The 16,700-nt window shown below is 57.7% G+C and carries 18 protein-coding genes; 9 read left to right on the top strand and 9 right to left on the bottom strand.

Annotated features, from left to right (window positions below):
- Positions 1-53: 53 nt before the first annotated feature.
- The 6 genes from CLV88_RS16545 to CLV88_RS16520 form a co-directional block, all read right to left on the bottom strand.
- Positions 54-1,013: a 2-hydroxyacid dehydrogenase gene (locus CLV88_RS16545; protein WP_106609513.1), complete on the bottom strand. Its 960-nt coding sequence runs from the start codon at positions 1,011-1,013 to the stop codon at positions 54-56.
- Positions 1,010-1,348: a tRNA-binding protein gene (locus tag CLV88_RS16540; protein ID WP_106609512.1), complete on the bottom strand. Its 339-nt coding sequence runs from the start codon at positions 1,346-1,348 to the stop codon at positions 1,010-1,012. The genes CLV88_RS16545 and CLV88_RS16540 overlap by 4 nt, the downstream gene beginning before the upstream one ends.
- Positions 1,341-2,156: a pyrroline-5-carboxylate reductase gene (gene proC / locus CLV88_RS16535; protein ID WP_106609511.1), complete on the bottom strand. Its 816-nt coding sequence runs from the start codon at positions 2,154-2,156 to the stop codon at positions 1,341-1,343. Before proC ends, CLV88_RS16540 begins: the two co-directional genes overlap by 8 nt.
- A 43-nt stretch (positions 2,157-2,199) precedes the next feature.
- On the bottom strand, positions 2,200-2,700 hold the full coding sequence (locus CLV88_RS16530) for a type III secretion system chaperone family protein (protein ID WP_106609510.1): 501 nt from the start codon (positions 2,698-2,700) through the stop codon (positions 2,200-2,202).
- Positions 2,701-3,042: 342 nt separating this feature from the next.
- Entirely contained in the window at positions 3,043-4,437 is a 1,395-nt protein-coding gene (locus tag CLV88_RS16525; protein WP_165798918.1) for an efflux transporter outer membrane subunit, read from the bottom strand.
- A 146-nt stretch (positions 4,438-4,583) separates the two neighbouring features.
- Positions 4,584-4,823, bottom strand: coding sequence for an accessory factor UbiK family protein (locus CLV88_RS16520; RefSeq protein ID WP_106609508.1), 240 nt, complete (start codon positions 4,821-4,823; stop codon positions 4,584-4,586).
- A 109-nt stretch (positions 4,824-4,932) separates the two neighbouring features.
- Here CLV88_RS16520 and lgt point away from each other — a divergent pair, with 109 nt between their 5' ends.
- From lgt to CLV88_RS23050, 5 genes are all read left to right on the top strand, one after another.
- Complete coding sequence (gene lgt, locus CLV88_RS16515; protein WP_106609507.1) at positions 4,933-5,814, top strand: prolipoprotein diacylglyceryl transferase; 882 nt, start codon at positions 4,933-4,935, stop codon at positions 5,812-5,814.
- Positions 5,811-6,869, top strand: a complete 1,059-nt coding sequence (locus tag CLV88_RS16510) for a class I SAM-dependent methyltransferase (protein ID WP_106609506.1) — start codon at positions 5,811-5,813, stop codon at positions 6,867-6,869. Before lgt ends, CLV88_RS16510 begins: the two co-directional genes overlap by 4 nt.
- Positions 6,866-7,624 (top strand): peptidoglycan editing factor PgeF, encoded by a 759-nt coding sequence (gene pgeF, locus CLV88_RS16505; protein WP_106609505.1) that lies wholly within the window; start codon positions 6,866-6,868, stop codon positions 7,622-7,624. Before CLV88_RS16510 ends, pgeF begins: the two co-directional genes overlap by 4 nt.
- Positions 7,625-7,686: 62 nt before the next feature.
- A complete protein-coding gene (locus CLV88_RS16500; RefSeq protein ID WP_207797087.1) occupies positions 7,687-8,478 on the top strand; it encodes an endonuclease/exonuclease/phosphatase family protein in 792 nt (263 codons plus the stop codon).
- 155 nt (positions 8,479-8,633) lie between these two features.
- Entirely contained in the window at positions 8,634-8,774 is a 141-nt protein-coding gene (locus CLV88_RS23050; protein WP_165798917.1) for a hypothetical protein, read from the top strand.
- 209 nt (positions 8,775-8,983) lie between these two features.
- Here the strand turns inward: CLV88_RS23050 and CLV88_RS16495 are convergent, their stop codons facing one another.
- Positions 8,984-9,595, bottom strand: a complete 612-nt coding sequence (locus CLV88_RS16495; protein WP_243403696.1) for a DNA-3-methyladenine glycosylase I — start codon at positions 9,593-9,595, stop codon at positions 8,984-8,986.
- A 102-nt stretch (positions 9,596-9,697) separates the two neighbouring features.
- Here CLV88_RS16495 and CLV88_RS16490 point away from each other — a divergent pair, with 102 nt between their 5' ends.
- Positions 9,698-10,552 (top strand): EAL domain-containing protein, encoded by an 855-nt coding sequence (locus CLV88_RS16490; protein WP_106609504.1) that lies wholly within the window; start codon positions 9,698-9,700, stop codon positions 10,550-10,552.
- Positions 10,553-10,566: 14 nt separating this feature from the next.
- Here CLV88_RS16490 and CLV88_RS16485 read toward each other — a convergent pair whose 3' ends face one another.
- On the bottom strand, positions 10,567-12,093 hold the full coding sequence (locus CLV88_RS16485; protein ID WP_106609503.1) for a CRTAC1 family protein: 1,527 nt from the start codon (positions 12,091-12,093) through the stop codon (positions 10,567-10,569).
- On the bottom strand, positions 12,086-13,276 hold the full coding sequence (locus tag CLV88_RS16480; protein ID WP_106609502.1) for an ROK family transcriptional regulator: 1,191 nt from the start codon (positions 13,274-13,276) through the stop codon (positions 12,086-12,088). Before CLV88_RS16480 ends, CLV88_RS16485 begins: the two co-directional genes overlap by 8 nt.
- A gap of 203 nt (positions 13,277-13,479) precedes the next feature.
- On the opposite strand from CLV88_RS16480, the gene xylF reads away from it, so the two are divergent.
- From xylF to CLV88_RS16465, 3 genes are all read left to right on the top strand, one after another.
- Positions 13,480-14,502 carry a D-xylose ABC transporter substrate-binding protein gene (gene xylF / locus CLV88_RS16475; protein WP_106609501.1) on the top strand — a complete coding sequence of 341 codons (1,023 nt, stop codon included), beginning with the start codon at positions 13,480-13,482 and terminating at the stop codon, positions 14,500-14,502.
- A gap of 149 nt (positions 14,503-14,651) precedes the next feature.
- Positions 14,652-15,917 carry a sugar ABC transporter permease gene (locus tag CLV88_RS16470; RefSeq protein ID WP_106609500.1) on the top strand — a complete coding sequence of 422 codons (1,266 nt, stop codon included), beginning with the start codon at positions 14,652-14,654 and terminating at the stop codon, positions 15,915-15,917.
- 12 nt (positions 15,918-15,929) lie between these two features.
- On the top strand, positions 15,930-16,694 hold the full coding sequence (locus CLV88_RS16465) for an ATP-binding cassette domain-containing protein (RefSeq protein ID WP_106609499.1): 765 nt from the start codon (positions 15,930-15,932) through the stop codon (positions 16,692-16,694).
- Positions 16,695-16,700 lie beyond the last annotated feature (6 nt).

The following is a 16,700-nucleotide window of genomic DNA, read 5'->3' as shown; positions in this document are numbered from 1 at the left end:
GTGTCGCGCCAGATGAAACCAAAGACCCCGGACCGCCGCGCAATCGGGATCACTTACGCCTCAACTTCATTTGGCAACGCCTTGCCCTGATCAAACGCCACCAGATTGGCCACCGCCATCATGCCCATCGAGGTGCGCACCTCCAGCGCTGCGGTACCAAGATGCGGCAACAACACAACGTTCTCTAGCGCCTTCAACGCTTCGGGGACTTTCGGTTCCTGCGCATACACGTCCAGCCCAGCACCGCCGATCAACCCTTCTTGCAAGGCCTCGATCAACGCGGGTTCATCGACCACGTCCCCGCGAGAGATATTGATGAATCGCCCATGCGCCTGCATCGCGGCAAACACGGACGCGTTGACCATGCCCCGGGTCTCGGGCCCACCGGGCACCGCCGCGACCAGAAAATCCACCTTTCCAGCCAGATCTTCCAGTGTGTCACAGCGTTCAGCGTCAAATTCCATACCCTTGGCTGAGCGGTTGAAATACTTCACCGTCATCCCGAAACCAAAAAAACAACGCCGCGCAATCGCCTGCCCTATCCGGCCCATGCCGATGATACCGACGGTCTTGCGCGACATATGCAAACCCAGCATTTGCGTCGGATGCCAACCTTCCCAGTTACCGCTACGCACCAGCCGCTCGCCCTCGCCCGCGCGACGTGCGCTCATCAGCATCAGCATTACTGCAATATCCGCCGTCGCATCTGTCACTGCGCCGGGCGTGTTGCTTACTGCAATTCCAGCCTTGGTGGCAGCGGCCACATCAATGTGATTATACCCGACCCCAAAATTCGCCAGCACCTTACAGCGCGGATCGTCAACATCTTCAAAGACATGCCGATCAAACATATCCCCCAGCGTTGGCATCACCAGATCATAGTCCCGCAAAACATTGCGCAGATCGTTCCCTGTAAGCGGTAGGTTACTCTGACGTATCGTCACATCAAAATACTGTCGCGCCTCCTTAACCACCGGTTCGGGCATCGGGCGTGTGAACAGAACCTTTTTCAATGCATCCGCCCCCCGTTTGGAACATCGCCATCCGGCACAGCCAGCTTGATTTCGCCATCAACATCCGGCAGCCCCAACAACAACACCTCGGACATAAATTTACCAATCTGACGCGGCGGGAAATTCACCACTGCCATAACTTGCCGCCCAATCAGGGCCGCCGGGGTGTAATGCTTGGTGATCTGGGCCGAGGTCTTTTTCTCCCCCAAATCACCGCCAAAATCGACCCACACTTTGATCGCGGGCTTGCGCGCCTCGGGATAGGGCTCAGCCCGCACCACCGTGCCAACCCGCACATCCACCTTCAGGAAATCATCAAACGATATCTCATCCATTGGCCAGCTCCCGCGAGCGGTCAGATGCGGCGCCAACCGTCTTGATCATCAACGGTGGCAGGCCCTTGGCCGGATCCATAAGTACTTCCAGCCCCGCCTGTGTTGTGCCGTTCGGGCTGGTCACATTCACCCGCAACTGCTCCGGGCTTTCGTCTGCTGCTTCAGCCAGCGCCCCCGCTCCGGCCACCGTGGCCTTGGCCAGCGCCATGGCCATCTCGGGCGACAATCCTTGTGTCTCTCCTGCGGCGGCCAGCGTCTCGATCAAATGGAATACGTAGGCCGGACCCGACCCACTGACCCCCGTGACCGCATCCATTTGCGCTTCGCGGTCAAGCCGGACTACCTGACCAACCGCCATCAACAACGCCCCTGCCAATGCAACACCGACCTCGCCCGCCGGGTCATTGCCAATCACAGCCGTGATCCCCTTGCCCACAGCCGCTGGCGTATTCGGCATCGCGCGAACAATCGGCGTTCGCTCACCCAGCATCTCTTCATAAGTTGCGATGGAAATGCCCGCAGCAACAGACACAAACACAGTCTCGCCATTGCCCATTGCCTGTAAACTCGGCAGCGCATCCGCCATCATCTGCGGCTTCACGGCCACCAGAACAATCGCAGGCGCTTTGGGCAACTCTGCGTTCACATGCACGCCCGCGCCCTGCACCCAATCGCTCGGAAACGGATCTTGCACCCAGACGCTCGTGGCAGGCAATCCATCCGCCAACCAGCCCTGCAACATGGCCGACCCCATCTTGCCGCATCCCAGCAGCACGAGGCCCTTTTCGGCCACAACATTCATATCCATTAAGTTTCCCCCAATTGCGCGTCTTCGGCGTTTGGGGAAAGTGTTACGCGCGCCCGTAAGCCTCTGCAATGGCAACCTGCATTGCATTCTCTACGTCGCGGTCACCCCAAACCACCAATTGGAACGCCGGATAAAACCGCTCTGCGCTGACAATCGCAGCGTTGATCATCATGTCGATCTGGTCTGCGCTGGCCACCTGCCCGCCCGCCAAAACCAACCCATAACGATAGATCATCAGCTTTTGTTCGTTCCAATAGGTGAACGCCCCAGCCCAGCACTGATCATTTACCGCATTTAGTGCCTCATGCAGCTTGGGCAGTTTCTCCTGCGGTGGTTCCATTTCGAACGAACATACCAAACGCAATGTCTCGTCATAGGCAGACCAGGCAAGCGTGATCGAATAGGTCTTCCACTGCCCTTCGATTGCCATAGCAATCTGGTCATCGGCAATCCGATCAAAGCTCCAATCATGGTGCTCTGCGATATGCTCGACGATGTCGATAGGATGAAGATCTTCTTCCAGAATGTGCTCTGACAATGCCATGGCGCCACCTCTTTATGTTGTGCGCTCAGGGAATGGCAGCGCCCCTAGCGCTTGGTGCCTGCTCTAGAAAGTGCGGCGTTTCCTCACTTCCTTACCAGATATGGTGGTGTGCCAAGCGCGTCCTGTAAAGCAAAATATCTGTGGATAACGCAATAAGTTGTGGATTAATCGCGCGATAGCACAAGTTGCAGCATAACTAGCGCACCGCTGCCTCGATCGACATACCGGTTCAATTTGACCCCGCCTGCCACGCCTTGCGCGACACTCAGACGGCCAACAGCACCTAATCTGTATGGCGTTTTTCTCAAAAACCATTGCCGCGCGAAACGGACCACATTGTGCTCAAGGCGCCTCTCCGTAAAACCCACCCAACGCGACATTCAACTTGACGTAATCAACGGCAAAGTTTCGCTTGTCCAGCGCCAGCGCATTTTCGTTCGCCAGCAATGCCCGCTCTGCGTCCAGTACCTGAAGAAAGCTCGCCTCGCCGCGCGTATATCCCTTTCGGGCCAGATCCAGCACGTTTCGGGTCTGCTCAATCGCCTCAGTCGTATAACGCACGGCATCCTCGTGGTTCTTGAGGCTGACCAGCGAATCTTGCACCTCTTCCACAGCCTCAACAACTTCTTCTTCCCAAACCAATCGGAATTCATCCACACGGGCCTCTTGATACCGCACTTTTGAGCGCCGCTCTGGCAGATCAAATAGCGGCACATCCAAACCCAGCCGCAAGAACCCTGCCGTGGGTATCCATTCTGCGCCTGAATAATTGACGTTGATATTTCCCGTCAGCTTTAGTTCAGGATATAATTCAGCCTCCGCTACACCAGCCAACGCGACCGATTCCGCCAGCCGTCGCTCTGCCAAAACCACGTCCGGCCGATTGCGCACCAGATCTGTCGGAATGCCTGTGCGCAGCCCTTTAATTGACGGCACTGGCTGCGGGGCTGTCCGATCCAGCCCTTCACGGGGTCGCTCCCATGCCTGGCCCAACAACGTTCCAATCCGCGACACCGATTTAAAAAACAAAATGCGGGCTTCGGGCAATTCCGCCTTGGCCGACGCAACCAAGGATCGCGCCTGCGCCACATCCAACTCGGACACAGCGGGCAACGCTTCTTTCTCAACCGCTGATGAATTCAGATCCAACTGCTTCGTCCGGGCGTTTTCAGTAGCCTCTAGGGTTTGCTCGCGCGACGACACAACCCGTTGGTTGATCCGTATCAGTTCTTGGTAAAAACGGGCGTCCACATACGCCGTCACCAGTTCGTCCAGCAACGTGGCACGTGCCACGTTGGCATCGGCAAAGGCCCCCTCTAGCCGATAGAACGCCGCTTCCCGTTCGCGCTTCAATTTGCCGTACAGGTCCAATTGCCATGTGGCCTCGCCCCGCACAAACCCGGAATCCGAACGGCCATCATTTCCCCCAACCGACGCCCGCGCCTCTGAAACACGCGCTACACCATCAATCGGATAACCCGCCCCGGCAAGGATCGCGCGCGATTGTTCGACGCGTGCAACAGCCTTTCGAATGTCCAGGTTTTGCTGCAAGCCCAGCTCGACAAGCCGGTCAAGCTTTTCGTCATCAAACGCGCGCCACCATGTTTTGTACTTCCGTTCAACCGGCCCAGCGCCCTGCTGGGTCAGGAACTGCTCTGGCACGTCCGTCTGTGGTTGACGAAATTCTTCGCCAACGGTGCAGGCTGCAACCGTCGCCAATTGGGCCCCCGAGGCCATCAAGAACGTTCGCCTATGCATTCACCGCCCGAACCTGTCGACGCTTTGCGCCTGACGTACTTTTCGGATGATGATAGTGCATTCACGTCATTGTGAATACCGTGCTGATTTCAGGCAATTTCCGAGTGTCGCAATTGCAACTCTCTCTATTTCCCTTCAAGCGCCTCAATGCGGGATTTGAGTGCTTCATTCTCTTCGCGGGCCTTCTGTGCCATGGCGCGCACCGCATCAAACTCTTCGCGGGTCACGAAATCACGATCCGCCAACCAGCGATCCATCAGCGATTTCATGGCGGTTTCCGCCTCGTCTTTTGCGCCCTGAGCCACGCCCATGGCGTTGGTCATCAATTGCGACATATCATCCACGAATTTGTTACGGCTCTGCATTTGTCTCTCCGACGTTACTTTCAGGCGTTGCTTTGCACCTATATGGGGCGCATCAGCAGCAGACACAAGGTTGACACTAGCCGCACCTCAGGTCCAAAAGTTGTCCCAAATGCGAGCACAAATCCCCTTCCCCGATATCTCACCCGAGCTCTTTTCGATCTCGATCTTTGGCTTTGAATTGGCACTGCGCTGGTATGCGCTGGCGTATATTGTTGGCATTCTTGTCGGCTGGCGCCTCGTGGTGGCCGCCGTGCGCGCCAACCGCCTCTGGCCCGCCAACAAAGCACCGCTCTCGCCTGAACAGATCGAGGATTTCCTCACTTGGGCGATCCTTGGCGTGATTCTCGGCGGGCGTTTGGGATATGTGCTGTTCTACAAACCTGCGCACTACCTCCAGAACCCGGCCGAAATCCCGCAGATCTGGACCGGCGGCATGGCCTTTCATGGCGGCATGTTGGGTGTGGTCGTCGTCGGCTGGCTCTATGCCCGAAAATACGACATCCCCAAACTGCAAATGACAGATGCGGTCGCCCTTGGCGTGGCGCCGGGCCTTCTCCTTGGACGGCTGGCTAATTTTATCAATGCCGAGCTGTGGGGCCGCGCCACCAGCGTCCCTTGGGGCGTCACCTTCCCCGGTTTTGACGCACAGGATTGCGGTCAGGCTGTCGGCACCCTCTGTGCCCGCCATCCCAGTCAGCTTTACGAAGCCCTGCTCGAAGGGCTGATCCTCGGCGCGCTCCTGCTTTGGCTCGCTTGGAAACGCGGCGCACTAAAAACACCCGGCTTCGTCGCAGGCACCTTCTTTGCAGGCTACGGGCTGGCCCGGTTCCTTGTTGAATTCGTGCGTCAGCCAGACGCCCATTTTATCACCCCTGACAACCCGCTCGGCCTTGCGCTGCACGTCAATGGCGTCGGCTTCACCATGGGCCAGCTCTTGTCGCTGCCGATGATCCTGCTCGGCCTCTGGCTCATCCGACAGGCCCGCGCATGAGCGCTATGCGCGACCACCTGATCCGCCGTATCCGCGCGTCCGGCCCCATGACCGTCGCCGAATACATGACCGAAGCGCTGTTGCATCCCACCTTGGGCTACTATCCCACCCGCGACCCCCTTGGCGCTGCGGGTGATTTCACCACCGCGCCCGAGATTAGCCAGATGTTTGGCGAAATGATCGGCCTTGCGCTAGCGCAATCCTGGCTCGACCAGGGCTCGCCCGCGCCTTTCACCCTCGCTGAACCCGGCCCCGGACGCGGCACGCTGATGGCCGATATCCTGCGCGCCACCCGCGCCATCCCCGGCTTTCACGCCGCCTTGCAACTCTACCTGATCGAGGCGTCGCCCACCCTGCGCGCAAAACAGCGCGAAACCCTTGGCGACACCGCCACATGGCTCGACGCGCTTGATCAGCTCCCCGAACAGCCGCTCTTTCTTGTCGCAAACGAGTTTTTTGATGCCCTGCCCATCCGCCAGTTCCTACGCGGCGAAACCGGCTGGCAAGAACGCCTGATCGGCCTGCGGGACGATGCGCTTACCGTCGGCCTTGGCCCCGAACAATCTGTTGCCGCGCTCGATCACCGCCTTGCCGACACGATCCCCGGCAATATCGTCGAACTCTGCGCACCCGCGCCCGCCCTCGTGCAATCCATTGGCCAACGCATCCACGATCACGGCGGCGTCGCCCTGATCCTCGACTACGGCGACTGGCGCTCTAACGGCGACACATTGCAGGCCCTGCGCGAACACACGCCCGTTGAACCGCTCGCCTGTCCGGGAGAGGCCGACCTGACCGCCCATGTCGACTTTGAGGCACTTGCCGCAGCCACCCCTTCGGCCCACTCGTCCCTGACTCCCCAAGGCGTCTTCCTCGAACGGCTTGGCATCACCCAGCGCGCGCAATCGCTTGCAAGCAAACTCACGGGCGACGCGCTTTCCAGCCACATCGCCGCACATCGCCGCTTGACGCACCCGGATGAAATGGGAAACCTGTTCAAGCTGCTCGCCCTCTTCCCGGAAGGGACCACCCCACCACCCGGATGTGACCCATGACGCTCGAAATCCTCACCTCAGACAGCCTTGGCCCTGTACGGCACGGTTTCTTCACGCGTCGCGGTGGCGCATCCTCGGGCATCTTTTCCGGCCTAAACTGTGGCACCGGCAGCTCTGATCAGGCCGAGGTCGTGAGCATCAATCGCAACCGCGTGGCCGAGGCGATGGATGTTCTGCCTGACGACCTGATCGCCGTCTATCAGGCACACACTGCAGATGCCGTGACCGTCGATGCGCCCATCATTGGGAACAAACCCCGCGCCGATGCTATGGTCACCGCCGCGCCCGGCCTTGCGCTCTCGATCCTGACTGCCGATTGTCAGCCGGTTCTGTTCTCTGACCCAGAAGCTGGCGTAATCGGCGCGGCCCATGCAGGCTGGCGTGGAGCACTCGAGGGTGTACTCGAGGCAACCCTCGACGCAATGGAAGCCTTGGGTGCCGCCCGTGCCAACACCTCCGCCGCGATCGGCCCTTCGATCTCGCAAGGCGCCTACGAAGTCGGGCCAGAATTCCTCGACGCCTTCCTTGCGCAAGACCCGGACAACACCCGGTTCTTTGCCAATGGCAAGGATGACAGAATGCAGTTTGACCTGCCCGCCTATGGGCTGCATCGTCTCCGCTCTGCCGGGATCGGCCACGCCGAATGGATCCGCCATTGCACCTACTCGGACGCGGACCGGTTTTACTCCTATCGCCGCGCCACCCACGCGGGCGAGGCCGACTATGGCCGCCTGATATCCGTCATCCGCCTCTAGCGGGTCGGGATTCACCCCATTTGGCTGGCATGACCAGCAAAGAGGAGTACCCCGTGAACATAATGTGCCTCAATGGATGGGGCGGCAAACTGCACACATCCCTGCTGCCTTATCTCCAATCCACCGCTCCGGATATCCTATGCCTGCAAGAGGTTGTGCACAGCCCAGCCTCGGACAAAGATTGGCTAACCTATCGAGATGGCGACCATATCTTGCCCCAACGGGCGAATTTCTTCCGCGATGTTTCACGCGCCTTGCCTGAACATACGGCAATTTTCTGCCCCGCTGCTCAGGGTGTTCTGTGGGATAGAGATCGCGCCGTGCCCTCGCAATGGGGTCTGGCGAGCTTTGTTCATAAATCACTCCCGATCATCGGCCAAATTCAAGGTTTCGTTCACAAATCCTATTCACCCGATGGTTACGGCGATCACCCGCGCTCTCGCTGCGCGCATGGAATTCGGGTGTATGACAATGCACTGAATCGCACCATCAGTGTCACACACATGCACGGTTTGCGCGACCTTCGGGGTAAACTCGACACACCAGAACGCGCCACGCAAGCATCCCGCCTGCTTGACCTATCCCGGCAAGTATCCGAGGCAGCGGACATCGCTGTTATCTGCGGCGACTTTAACGTCGAACCCGACAGCGAAACGCTAACACTGCTCACCGATGCCGGGTTTGTTGAACTGGTCACAACACGCGGCTTCACCAGCACGCGAAATTCCCAATACTCCAAACCCGGCAGGTTTGCCGACTATATGCTGATCAATGATACAAAGGCGGTTCAGCGCTTTGACGTAATCTATGATCCCGAAGTATCGGACCATTGCCCATTGCGGCTGACGCTTTAGTGCACTCCCGCCAAAACCTGCCCCAAAAACTCTGCTGTATTTTCCTCAAATCTGACCAATCCTGCCCCATCTCTGCCCCAATTCGGGAACAGATTGGTGTCAACACGGAAACAATGAGATCCCCACAGGGATCAACGGTCAAAGGAGAAACCAAAATGAGCAGTCAGACCCGTTTCATCAAATCCATCGTCGCAGCGTCCAAGGCTGAGGCACCCGAATTGCCATGGGCCCGTGGTGCACGTCGCGCTGCCTTCATCGCCAAACGCAACGGCGTGCTCCTCAAGAAAGTCGCCTAAGCTTTCCTTCCCCAAGACCCCTCGCAAACAGGGCCGTGCCGGACACTTCGGCGCGGCCCTGTTGCCGTCACGAGAACAGCCCGCAAGGGTTGGCCGAGTTCGCGCCCCGCTGCGGCGTTAACAAAATTACGCCAGTATTTTCCGCACCGACGCAATACCGACAGAATACCGACGTGACACCGACGTGCCAAAACGCCCCGTCGCGCCCGTTAACCATTCAGCAAGTCAAACTTCGAATTACGCGGCAACGCCGCAACCCGGTCATGAACGTGGCACCCAACAAGGTGATCATTCACCATCCCCACGGCCTGCATAAACGCATAAACAATTGTCGGACCACAAAAGCGAAATCCGGCTTTCTTCAAATCCTTTGAAATTTGTAACGACAATTCCGTCTGTGCCGGAACATCTTCATTTCGCATCAATCGGGTCTGCAATGGCGCAAAATCCACATAGCGCCAAAGGAACACATCAAACCCGTCCCGCGCCTCGATTTCGCACCATGCGCGGGCATTCCCAATGGTCGCTTCGATCTTGCCGCGGTGGCGAATGATACCCGCATTGCCCAGCAAACGGGTCACGTCCTCCTCGCCCCATTCTGCAATGACCCGCGGATCAAACCCTTGAAACGCCTCACGAAAATTGCCTCGCTTCTTCAAAATCGTGATCCAGCTCAGCCCCGCCTGAAACCCATCCAGAACAAGCTTTTCCCACAGCGCGCGCGAGTCGTATTCGGGCACGCCCCACTCAGTGTCGTGATAATCCAGATAGATCGGATCCGGCCCCGCCCAACCGCATCGTTCGCCTTCTTTCTCCATCATTTCCCGCGCCTCTCAAAATTGTTTCGAATTGTCACCTTAAGGTACTCTTCATCTCTTTGGCAGCAATCTGTCATCGAATCCAAAGCTGCTTGGAATATCCGCATGAACCGTCCGAAAGATAAAAAGAAGCGCCGGGTCGGCACACCACGTGAACAGCGTAACGCGCTGGCTTATGCCGTGGCATCCCGTGATCAGAACACCATGCAGATGGTCGAGGCGGCGATACGGCACAAACAGGTGATGCTGGCATTTCAACCCATTGTCAGCGCGCAAAACACTGACCGACAAGCTTTTTACGAAGGGCTCATTCGCGTGCTGGATGAAACCGGCCGCATTATCCCTGCCAAGGAATTTATGTCCGCCGTGGAGGAGACAGAGCTTGGTCGCCAGCTTGATTGCCACGCGCTCGACCTTGGTCTGGAAACCCTTCAGGCGCAGCCCGGATTGCGCCTGTCGATCAATATGTCCGCCCGCTCAATCGGGTACAGCCCTTGGATTGACAGCCTGAAACGCGCCGTAGGCGGCGGCTCCACACTGGGCGAACGTCTGATCCTCGAAATATCTGAGGCATCGGTCAATCAGGTGCCCGACATTGTGCAAAGCTTTATGACCGACATGCGATCCCAGAACGTCAGTTTCGCATTGGATGATTACGGGGCTGGGATGACTTCATTCAAGGTGTTCCGGGAATTTCCTTTTGATTTCATTAAGCTGGACGGCGGTTTCAGCCGTGAGATCACAACCGACCGCACCAATCAGGTGCTCTCAAGCGCCATTGCCGCCATCGCGGAAAAGCTCGATATCATGACCATCGCCAGCCGCATTGAATCGCCTCAGGACGCTCAAATCATGGCCGCGCTTGGTATAGACTGCCTGCAAGGGTTCGCTTTCGGGGCCGCGACGGTCAATCCACCATGGGCACGCGCGGCCTCGCAAAAAAAGGCGGCCCAGCGATAACGTCAAACCGGGCCTTAGTCACTGGACCGAATGATCGCATCGCCATTGCGCCAAATGGATGACGCGGTGTTCACCGGCACGTCCATCCAATCGGTTTCCAACCCATCCGGCCAGATGACCCGCACGCGCACTGCTTCTACAGCGCCTAGTCCAAAATGCTCCGGCCCGAACACGCCGCCAGCATGTCCGCCACCCACGGTGATTTCCCGTGCCAGAACACGATCGCCCTTGTCCACCTCCAGCCACGCGCCAATCGCATTCCGGTTCGCGCCGCTTTGACCAATCAAAACCGATATCCAGTTACCTGTCTCTTCAGTTTCGTTCCGATACACCCGCAACGGCGCACGACGGTTCACCACCACAAGGTCAAGTCGCCCATCCAGGTCCAGATCGCTCATCGCCGCCCCCCGGCTGCGCGCCATGTCTGCCAATCCGGCGACGCCACCAAATTCCTCAAACCTCCCGTCAGGACCTTGAATCAAAAGGTTATTGGGATCCTCCATCGCGCTTCCTGGCATCTGCTCCACATTGCCCTTGGTCACAAAGATGTCGTCCAAACCATCGTTTTGCACGTCGCCAAAGCTGACATGCCATCCGGTAGACGGGCGCCCATCGCCACCTTGATAGGGGCGGTGGGCGGTTGTGCCCATCTCATATGGCACATCCTCAAAACTCGGTCCTGTTCCCGATAACCGTTGCAACCTCTGGTCCCCCATAGAGGTCAGATAAACCTCTGACATCCCATCGCCATCCAGATCGCGCGCGGCAATGCCCATGCCCCACAGCTGGTGATCTCGCCACCCATCCTTTGCGCCATAAAGCCGCGGCACAGCTTCCATCGCCCAAAGCTGCTCTTGCCCGCCGCGTACATAATAGTGCCGGTCATTGCTCACCCGCAGGTCGGCGCGCCCGAGCCGCCCCCAATCACTGAACAGCATCGACAACGGGCAATAACCCGGCTCCAACACGGTCATCTCGTAACCATCCGCGCCGGGCCGGAATATCTCACTCGTATCACAGGCCTCAAAAGGCCCTTTGGGATCATCCCGATCCACGTAGTTTCCAAATGCCAACGTTGGCAATTCGTGGTCCGCTTCCCATGTGGCCGAAAACGCTGTTGTCCAACGGTCGCGCCCATCGAACCCAGCCATCTCAAACGGCTGAAACCCGCACGCGCCGTCCCCTTGCAACAGCAGATTCTCACCCACACGCAAAACCGCCAAATCCAAGTGCCCATCGCTGTCTACATCCAGCGGATAGGCACCGACCACGCCGCTCAGCATCAGCGCATCAGGTGTTTCGGCCTCAAACACCATATTACCGCGATTGCGCATCAAAACAGCCGAGTTGCTGCCCCCTGCTGCAAACACATCAGGCAGATGATCACCATCGCAATCAAACACCGCAACGCCGCCACCCACGAAATGTTCCCATCCGCCCTCATAACGATGCTGTGGCACATCAACGAGTGTGAACTTCGGGTCCGCAGCTGCAACCGAACCGACCACAAAGCCACCGAGTATCAGCGCCCTTTCAAGCATGCGCCGCCATCCCGGCCAAAGCACGTTCTGACACATTGTCCAGTGCATACGCCGCCGCGCCCAGTGCCCACATCGTATTGCCCCATTTGTGAATCACAACTTCGGGCGGTGCCTTGTCGATCTGCACGATCGAGCCGCGAATGGCCTCGATCACTTCTTCTGCATAAAGATGGCTCGACTGCATCTGCGCGCCCGCCAGAATAATCAGTTCGGGATCAAAAATATTAACCAGATTGGCCAACCCCATTGCAAACATGCGCCCTGCGCGATCAGCAATTGACTTGGCCACCGGATCGCCGCGCCGAGCGTCCTCCAACAGCGCCTCAACCTGCGGCGCGCCGTCCGCGCTACCTGCGATGTTCGCCTCGCGCAGCAATGCGTAGTCCGCCACGTACGCTTCCAGACATCCGCGCTGTCCGCACCTGCACAATGCCCCGTCCAAATGTACCTTGGTGTGACCAAACTCCGCGCCACACCCTCGTGTGCCCCGGTACAGCTCATTGCCAATCACGATCCCCATCCCAACACCGCTCTCGATAGTGACAACGATAAAGTCCGAATACCCCTGACCACGGCCAAAGGCCTGTTCCGCAATCGCTACAAGGTTGGCGTCATTGTCCACGAACACCGGGATCGACAAATGCTGCTCCAGCAACCGAGCGAGCTCTACATTGCGCCGATCCAGCGACGGCGACCAATGCACGAACCCCTGCGACGCATCAACAATGCCGGCAATGCCCAATCCAAACCCGGACACATCCGTCACATGTCGCCCAATCTTGCCCGTCAACGCGGCTAGGCTGTCGCCCAAAACAATTGCCAACGCATCAGTGTCGAAAACTGTCTTATCAAGGGCCAACTCATGCTCAGCAACTTGTTTGCCTTCAAAGTCCATCAACACCAAAGAGATCGCCAGATTCGATATCTTGGCCCCCGCAATCAAATGCGCTTCACCGCGAATCTTTAGGTCCACAGTTGGGCGTCCCCGACGTGCATCCTTGTCACTTGGCGCCGACGCGACCTCCTCTATCAATCCCTCTTTCAACAGTTCCGCAGTGATAGTGGTCACTGTTGCGCGACTGATTCCCGTACGTTCGGACAGATTTATCCGCGCAATCGGCTGTTGACGCCGGATTTCACTCAACAGCGTATGGCGACCAATTTCTCTTTGATTCACAGACATCTAGTAGTACCGTCCCTCCCAGGAACCCAGAAAACAGGCACGCAATTGCATTGCCATGTTGATGCTCTACCTGTTCCGATCCAAGCAATTTTAGCAAGCTTACTCAATTTAATTTGATTTTCAAATTTAATGCTCTAAAATGATTCCACGGTCCGCAAAGTAAACTTTTACAAGTGGCCGGAACTAAACGGGAGAGAAGAAAAATGAAATTATTTGCATCCGCAACGGCGCTGGTCGCCGGTGCCATTATCGGCACAGCCGCGATTGCCGAAGACATGATCGTCGGCGTCAGCTGGTCGAACTTTCAGGAAGAGCGCTGGAAGACAGACGAAGCCGCGATCAAGTTCATCCTTGATAAAGAAGGCGTTCAGTATATTTCGGCAGACGCACAAAGCTCGTCGGCCAAGCAATTGTCCGATATCGAAAGCCTGATCGCACAAGGCGCCGATGCGCTGATCATTCTGGCACAGGACGCTGCCTCTATTGGTCCAGCGGTTCAGGCCGCAGCCGATGAAGGTATTGGTGTCGTTGCCTATGACCGCCTGATTGATGACGAACGCGCATTTTATCTGACTTTTGACAACGTCGAAGTTGGCCGTATGCAGGCACGCGCCGTGCTCGCCGCGCAGCCGACCGGCAACTACGTGATGATCAAAGGTTCGCCCACCGACCCGAACGCAGACTTCCTGCGCGGTGGCCAGCAGGAAATCCTGCAATCCGCCATCGACAAGGGTGACATCACCATCGTCGGCGAAGCCTACACTGACGGCTGGGTTCCTGCGAACGCACAGCGCAACATGGAACAGATCCTGACAGCCAACGACAATAACGTCGACGCCGTTGTCGCTTCCAACGACGGCACCGCAGGCGGTGTTGTTGCGGCTCTGACCGCACAGGGCATGGAAGGTATTGCTGTATCCGGTCAGGACGGCGACCATGCCGCGCTGAACCGCGTTGCCTTGGGCACCCAAACTGTGTCTGTGTGGAAAGACGCACGCGAGCTGGGTTATGCCGCTGCAAAAATCGCCGCTCAGATGGCCGAAGGCCGCGATTTGGCGAAAATCGACAGCTCAAACATCTGGACGTCGCCCTCAGGCACCAAGATGTATGCACGTTTCCTCGCTCCGGTTCCGATCACTCAGGATAATCTGGACGTTGTGATCGACGCCAAGTGGATCAACAAGGAAGCTGTCTGCGCCGGCGCGACCATTCCTCTGTGTAACTAAGCATTCCCTCTCCGGCGCGGCGCATCCCCCGTGCCGGAGAGACCCCACCTGTTTCCTGGAAATGCGAACCTCTGACGTGTGACGGCTTGGACCGTTGCAAACATTTGTATTGTGCGCAGCCCAGAAGTTGACTCTTGGAGAGCCCTGAAATGGACAACTCGGCAAAAAACCTCTTTGCCAAACTTGGTCTGGACGTCCGGCTGCTTGGCATGATTGCCGCGCTCGTGATCATCTGGATCGTATTTGGCATATTCACCGACGGGCGCTTCCTGTCGCCACGCAACTTTTTTAACGTCAGCGTTCAAACCGCCTCGGTTGCAGTCATGGCAACAGGCATGGTTTTTGTCATCGTGACCCGCAATATCGACCTGTCAGTCGGCTCGATGCTGGGCTTTATTGGCATGACCGTAGCCGCACTTCAGGTACAATGGTTGCCCCAGGTTCTTGGCCTTGGCCACTGGTCGATCTGGATCATTGCCGCCTTCTTTGCAATCTTCATGGGCGCTGTTCTGGGCGCTTTCCAAGGCTGGATCATAGGCTACCTTACCGTTCCCGCCTTTATCGTCACGCTCGGTGGTTTCCTCGTTTATCGTGGGGCTATGTGGTGGGTGACCCAAGGCCAAACTCAGGCGCCACTCGACCCCAATTTCCGCCTGCTTGGCGGCGGTGCCGAGGGTACGTTAGGTGAAACCGTCAGCTGGATCTTTGGCCTTGTCGCCTCCGTCGCAGCCGTCGTGCTCATGCTTCTCAGCCGTCGCAACAAATCCAGCCACGGTTTTACCGTCAAACCAGTCTGGGCCGAAGGTATCCTGATGGGCATCGCCGTGGGTCTGATCATGTGCTTCGTCTGGATCATGAACAGCTACCCAGTGCCCAAAGGCGCGATCAAGCGTATCACCAAGTCGCAGGGTGTCGAATATGTCGAAGGTATGGGCTGGGATCACGGTGTCGCCATACCCGTGGTGATCTTGCTGATCGTCGCCTTGGTCATGACAATCATCGCCCGCCGCTCTCGGTTTGGTCGCTATGTCTATGCCACTGGCGGCAACCCAGAGGCGGCCGAACTGTCGGGCATCAACACCCGCCTGCTCACGGTCAAGGTTTTTGCCCTCATGGGCGCTCTGACCGGAATTGCCTCGATCATCGCATCAGCACGTCTTAATGCCGTCGACGTTGGTCTTGGCACGCTGGACGAACTGCGCGTGATCGCTGCCGCCGTCATTGGAGGCACTGCCCTCTCCGGTGGCGCTGGCACGATCTATGGCGCCGTCATTGGCGCGCTGATTATGCAATCTCTGCAATCGGGCATGGCCTCGGTTGGCGTGGACGCGCCGTTGCAGAACATCGTTGTCGGCATCGTTCTGGTCTTTGCCGTCTGGGTCGACATCGTCTATCGCCGCCGCACTGGCGCATAAGGGAGAACCGTTATGGACAAACAAACACCTCTCGTCGAAATGCGCGACATGCATATTGCCTTTGGCGGCATCAAGGCGGTCGACCACGTGTCGGTCAATCTTTATCCGGGCGAAGTTGTCGGCCTTTTGGGCCACAACGGCGCGGGCAAATCGACCCTGATCAAAATCCTGTCCGGTGCTTATGCTGCGGACGGCGGCGAAATCTTTGTGAACGGCGAAAAAGCTACGATCAACAACCCGCGCGACGCTCGACGCTATAACATCGAAACCATCTACCAGACGCTTGCGCTGGCCGATAACCTCGATGCGGCCTCCAACTTGTTTCTCGGGCGCGAACTGACCACGCCGATGGGAATGGTCGACGACGACGCGATGGAGGCCGAATGCCGCAAGATCATGGGACGCCTGAACCCGAACTTCCAAAAGTTCTCCGAGCCGGTCTCGGCCCTCTCGGGTGGTCAGCGCCAGTCGGTCGCCATTGCCCGCGCGGTGTATTTCAACGCCAAGATCCTGATCATGGACGAACCCACTGCCGCCTTGGGCCCACATGAAACCCAGATGGTTTCAGAGCTGATTCAACAGCTGAAATCCGAAGGTATCGGCATTTTCCTGATCAGCCATGACATCCACGACGTCATGGAACTTTGTGATCGTGCCAGTGTCATGAAAAACGGCCAACTGGTCGGCACGGTCGACGTCAATGACGTCACTGATGACGACTTGCTTAGCATGATCATTCTGGGCAAAAGGCCCGAAAACGTAAACGTCGACGCATAAAGGACA

Origin of the sequence: Shimia abyssi (assembly GCF_003014475.1) — a bacterium.
Classification (GTDB): domain Bacteria; phylum Pseudomonadota; class Alphaproteobacteria; order Rhodobacterales; family Rhodobacteraceae; genus Shimia; species Shimia abyssi.
This window is presented reverse-complemented; position numbering and strand designations above follow the sequence as displayed.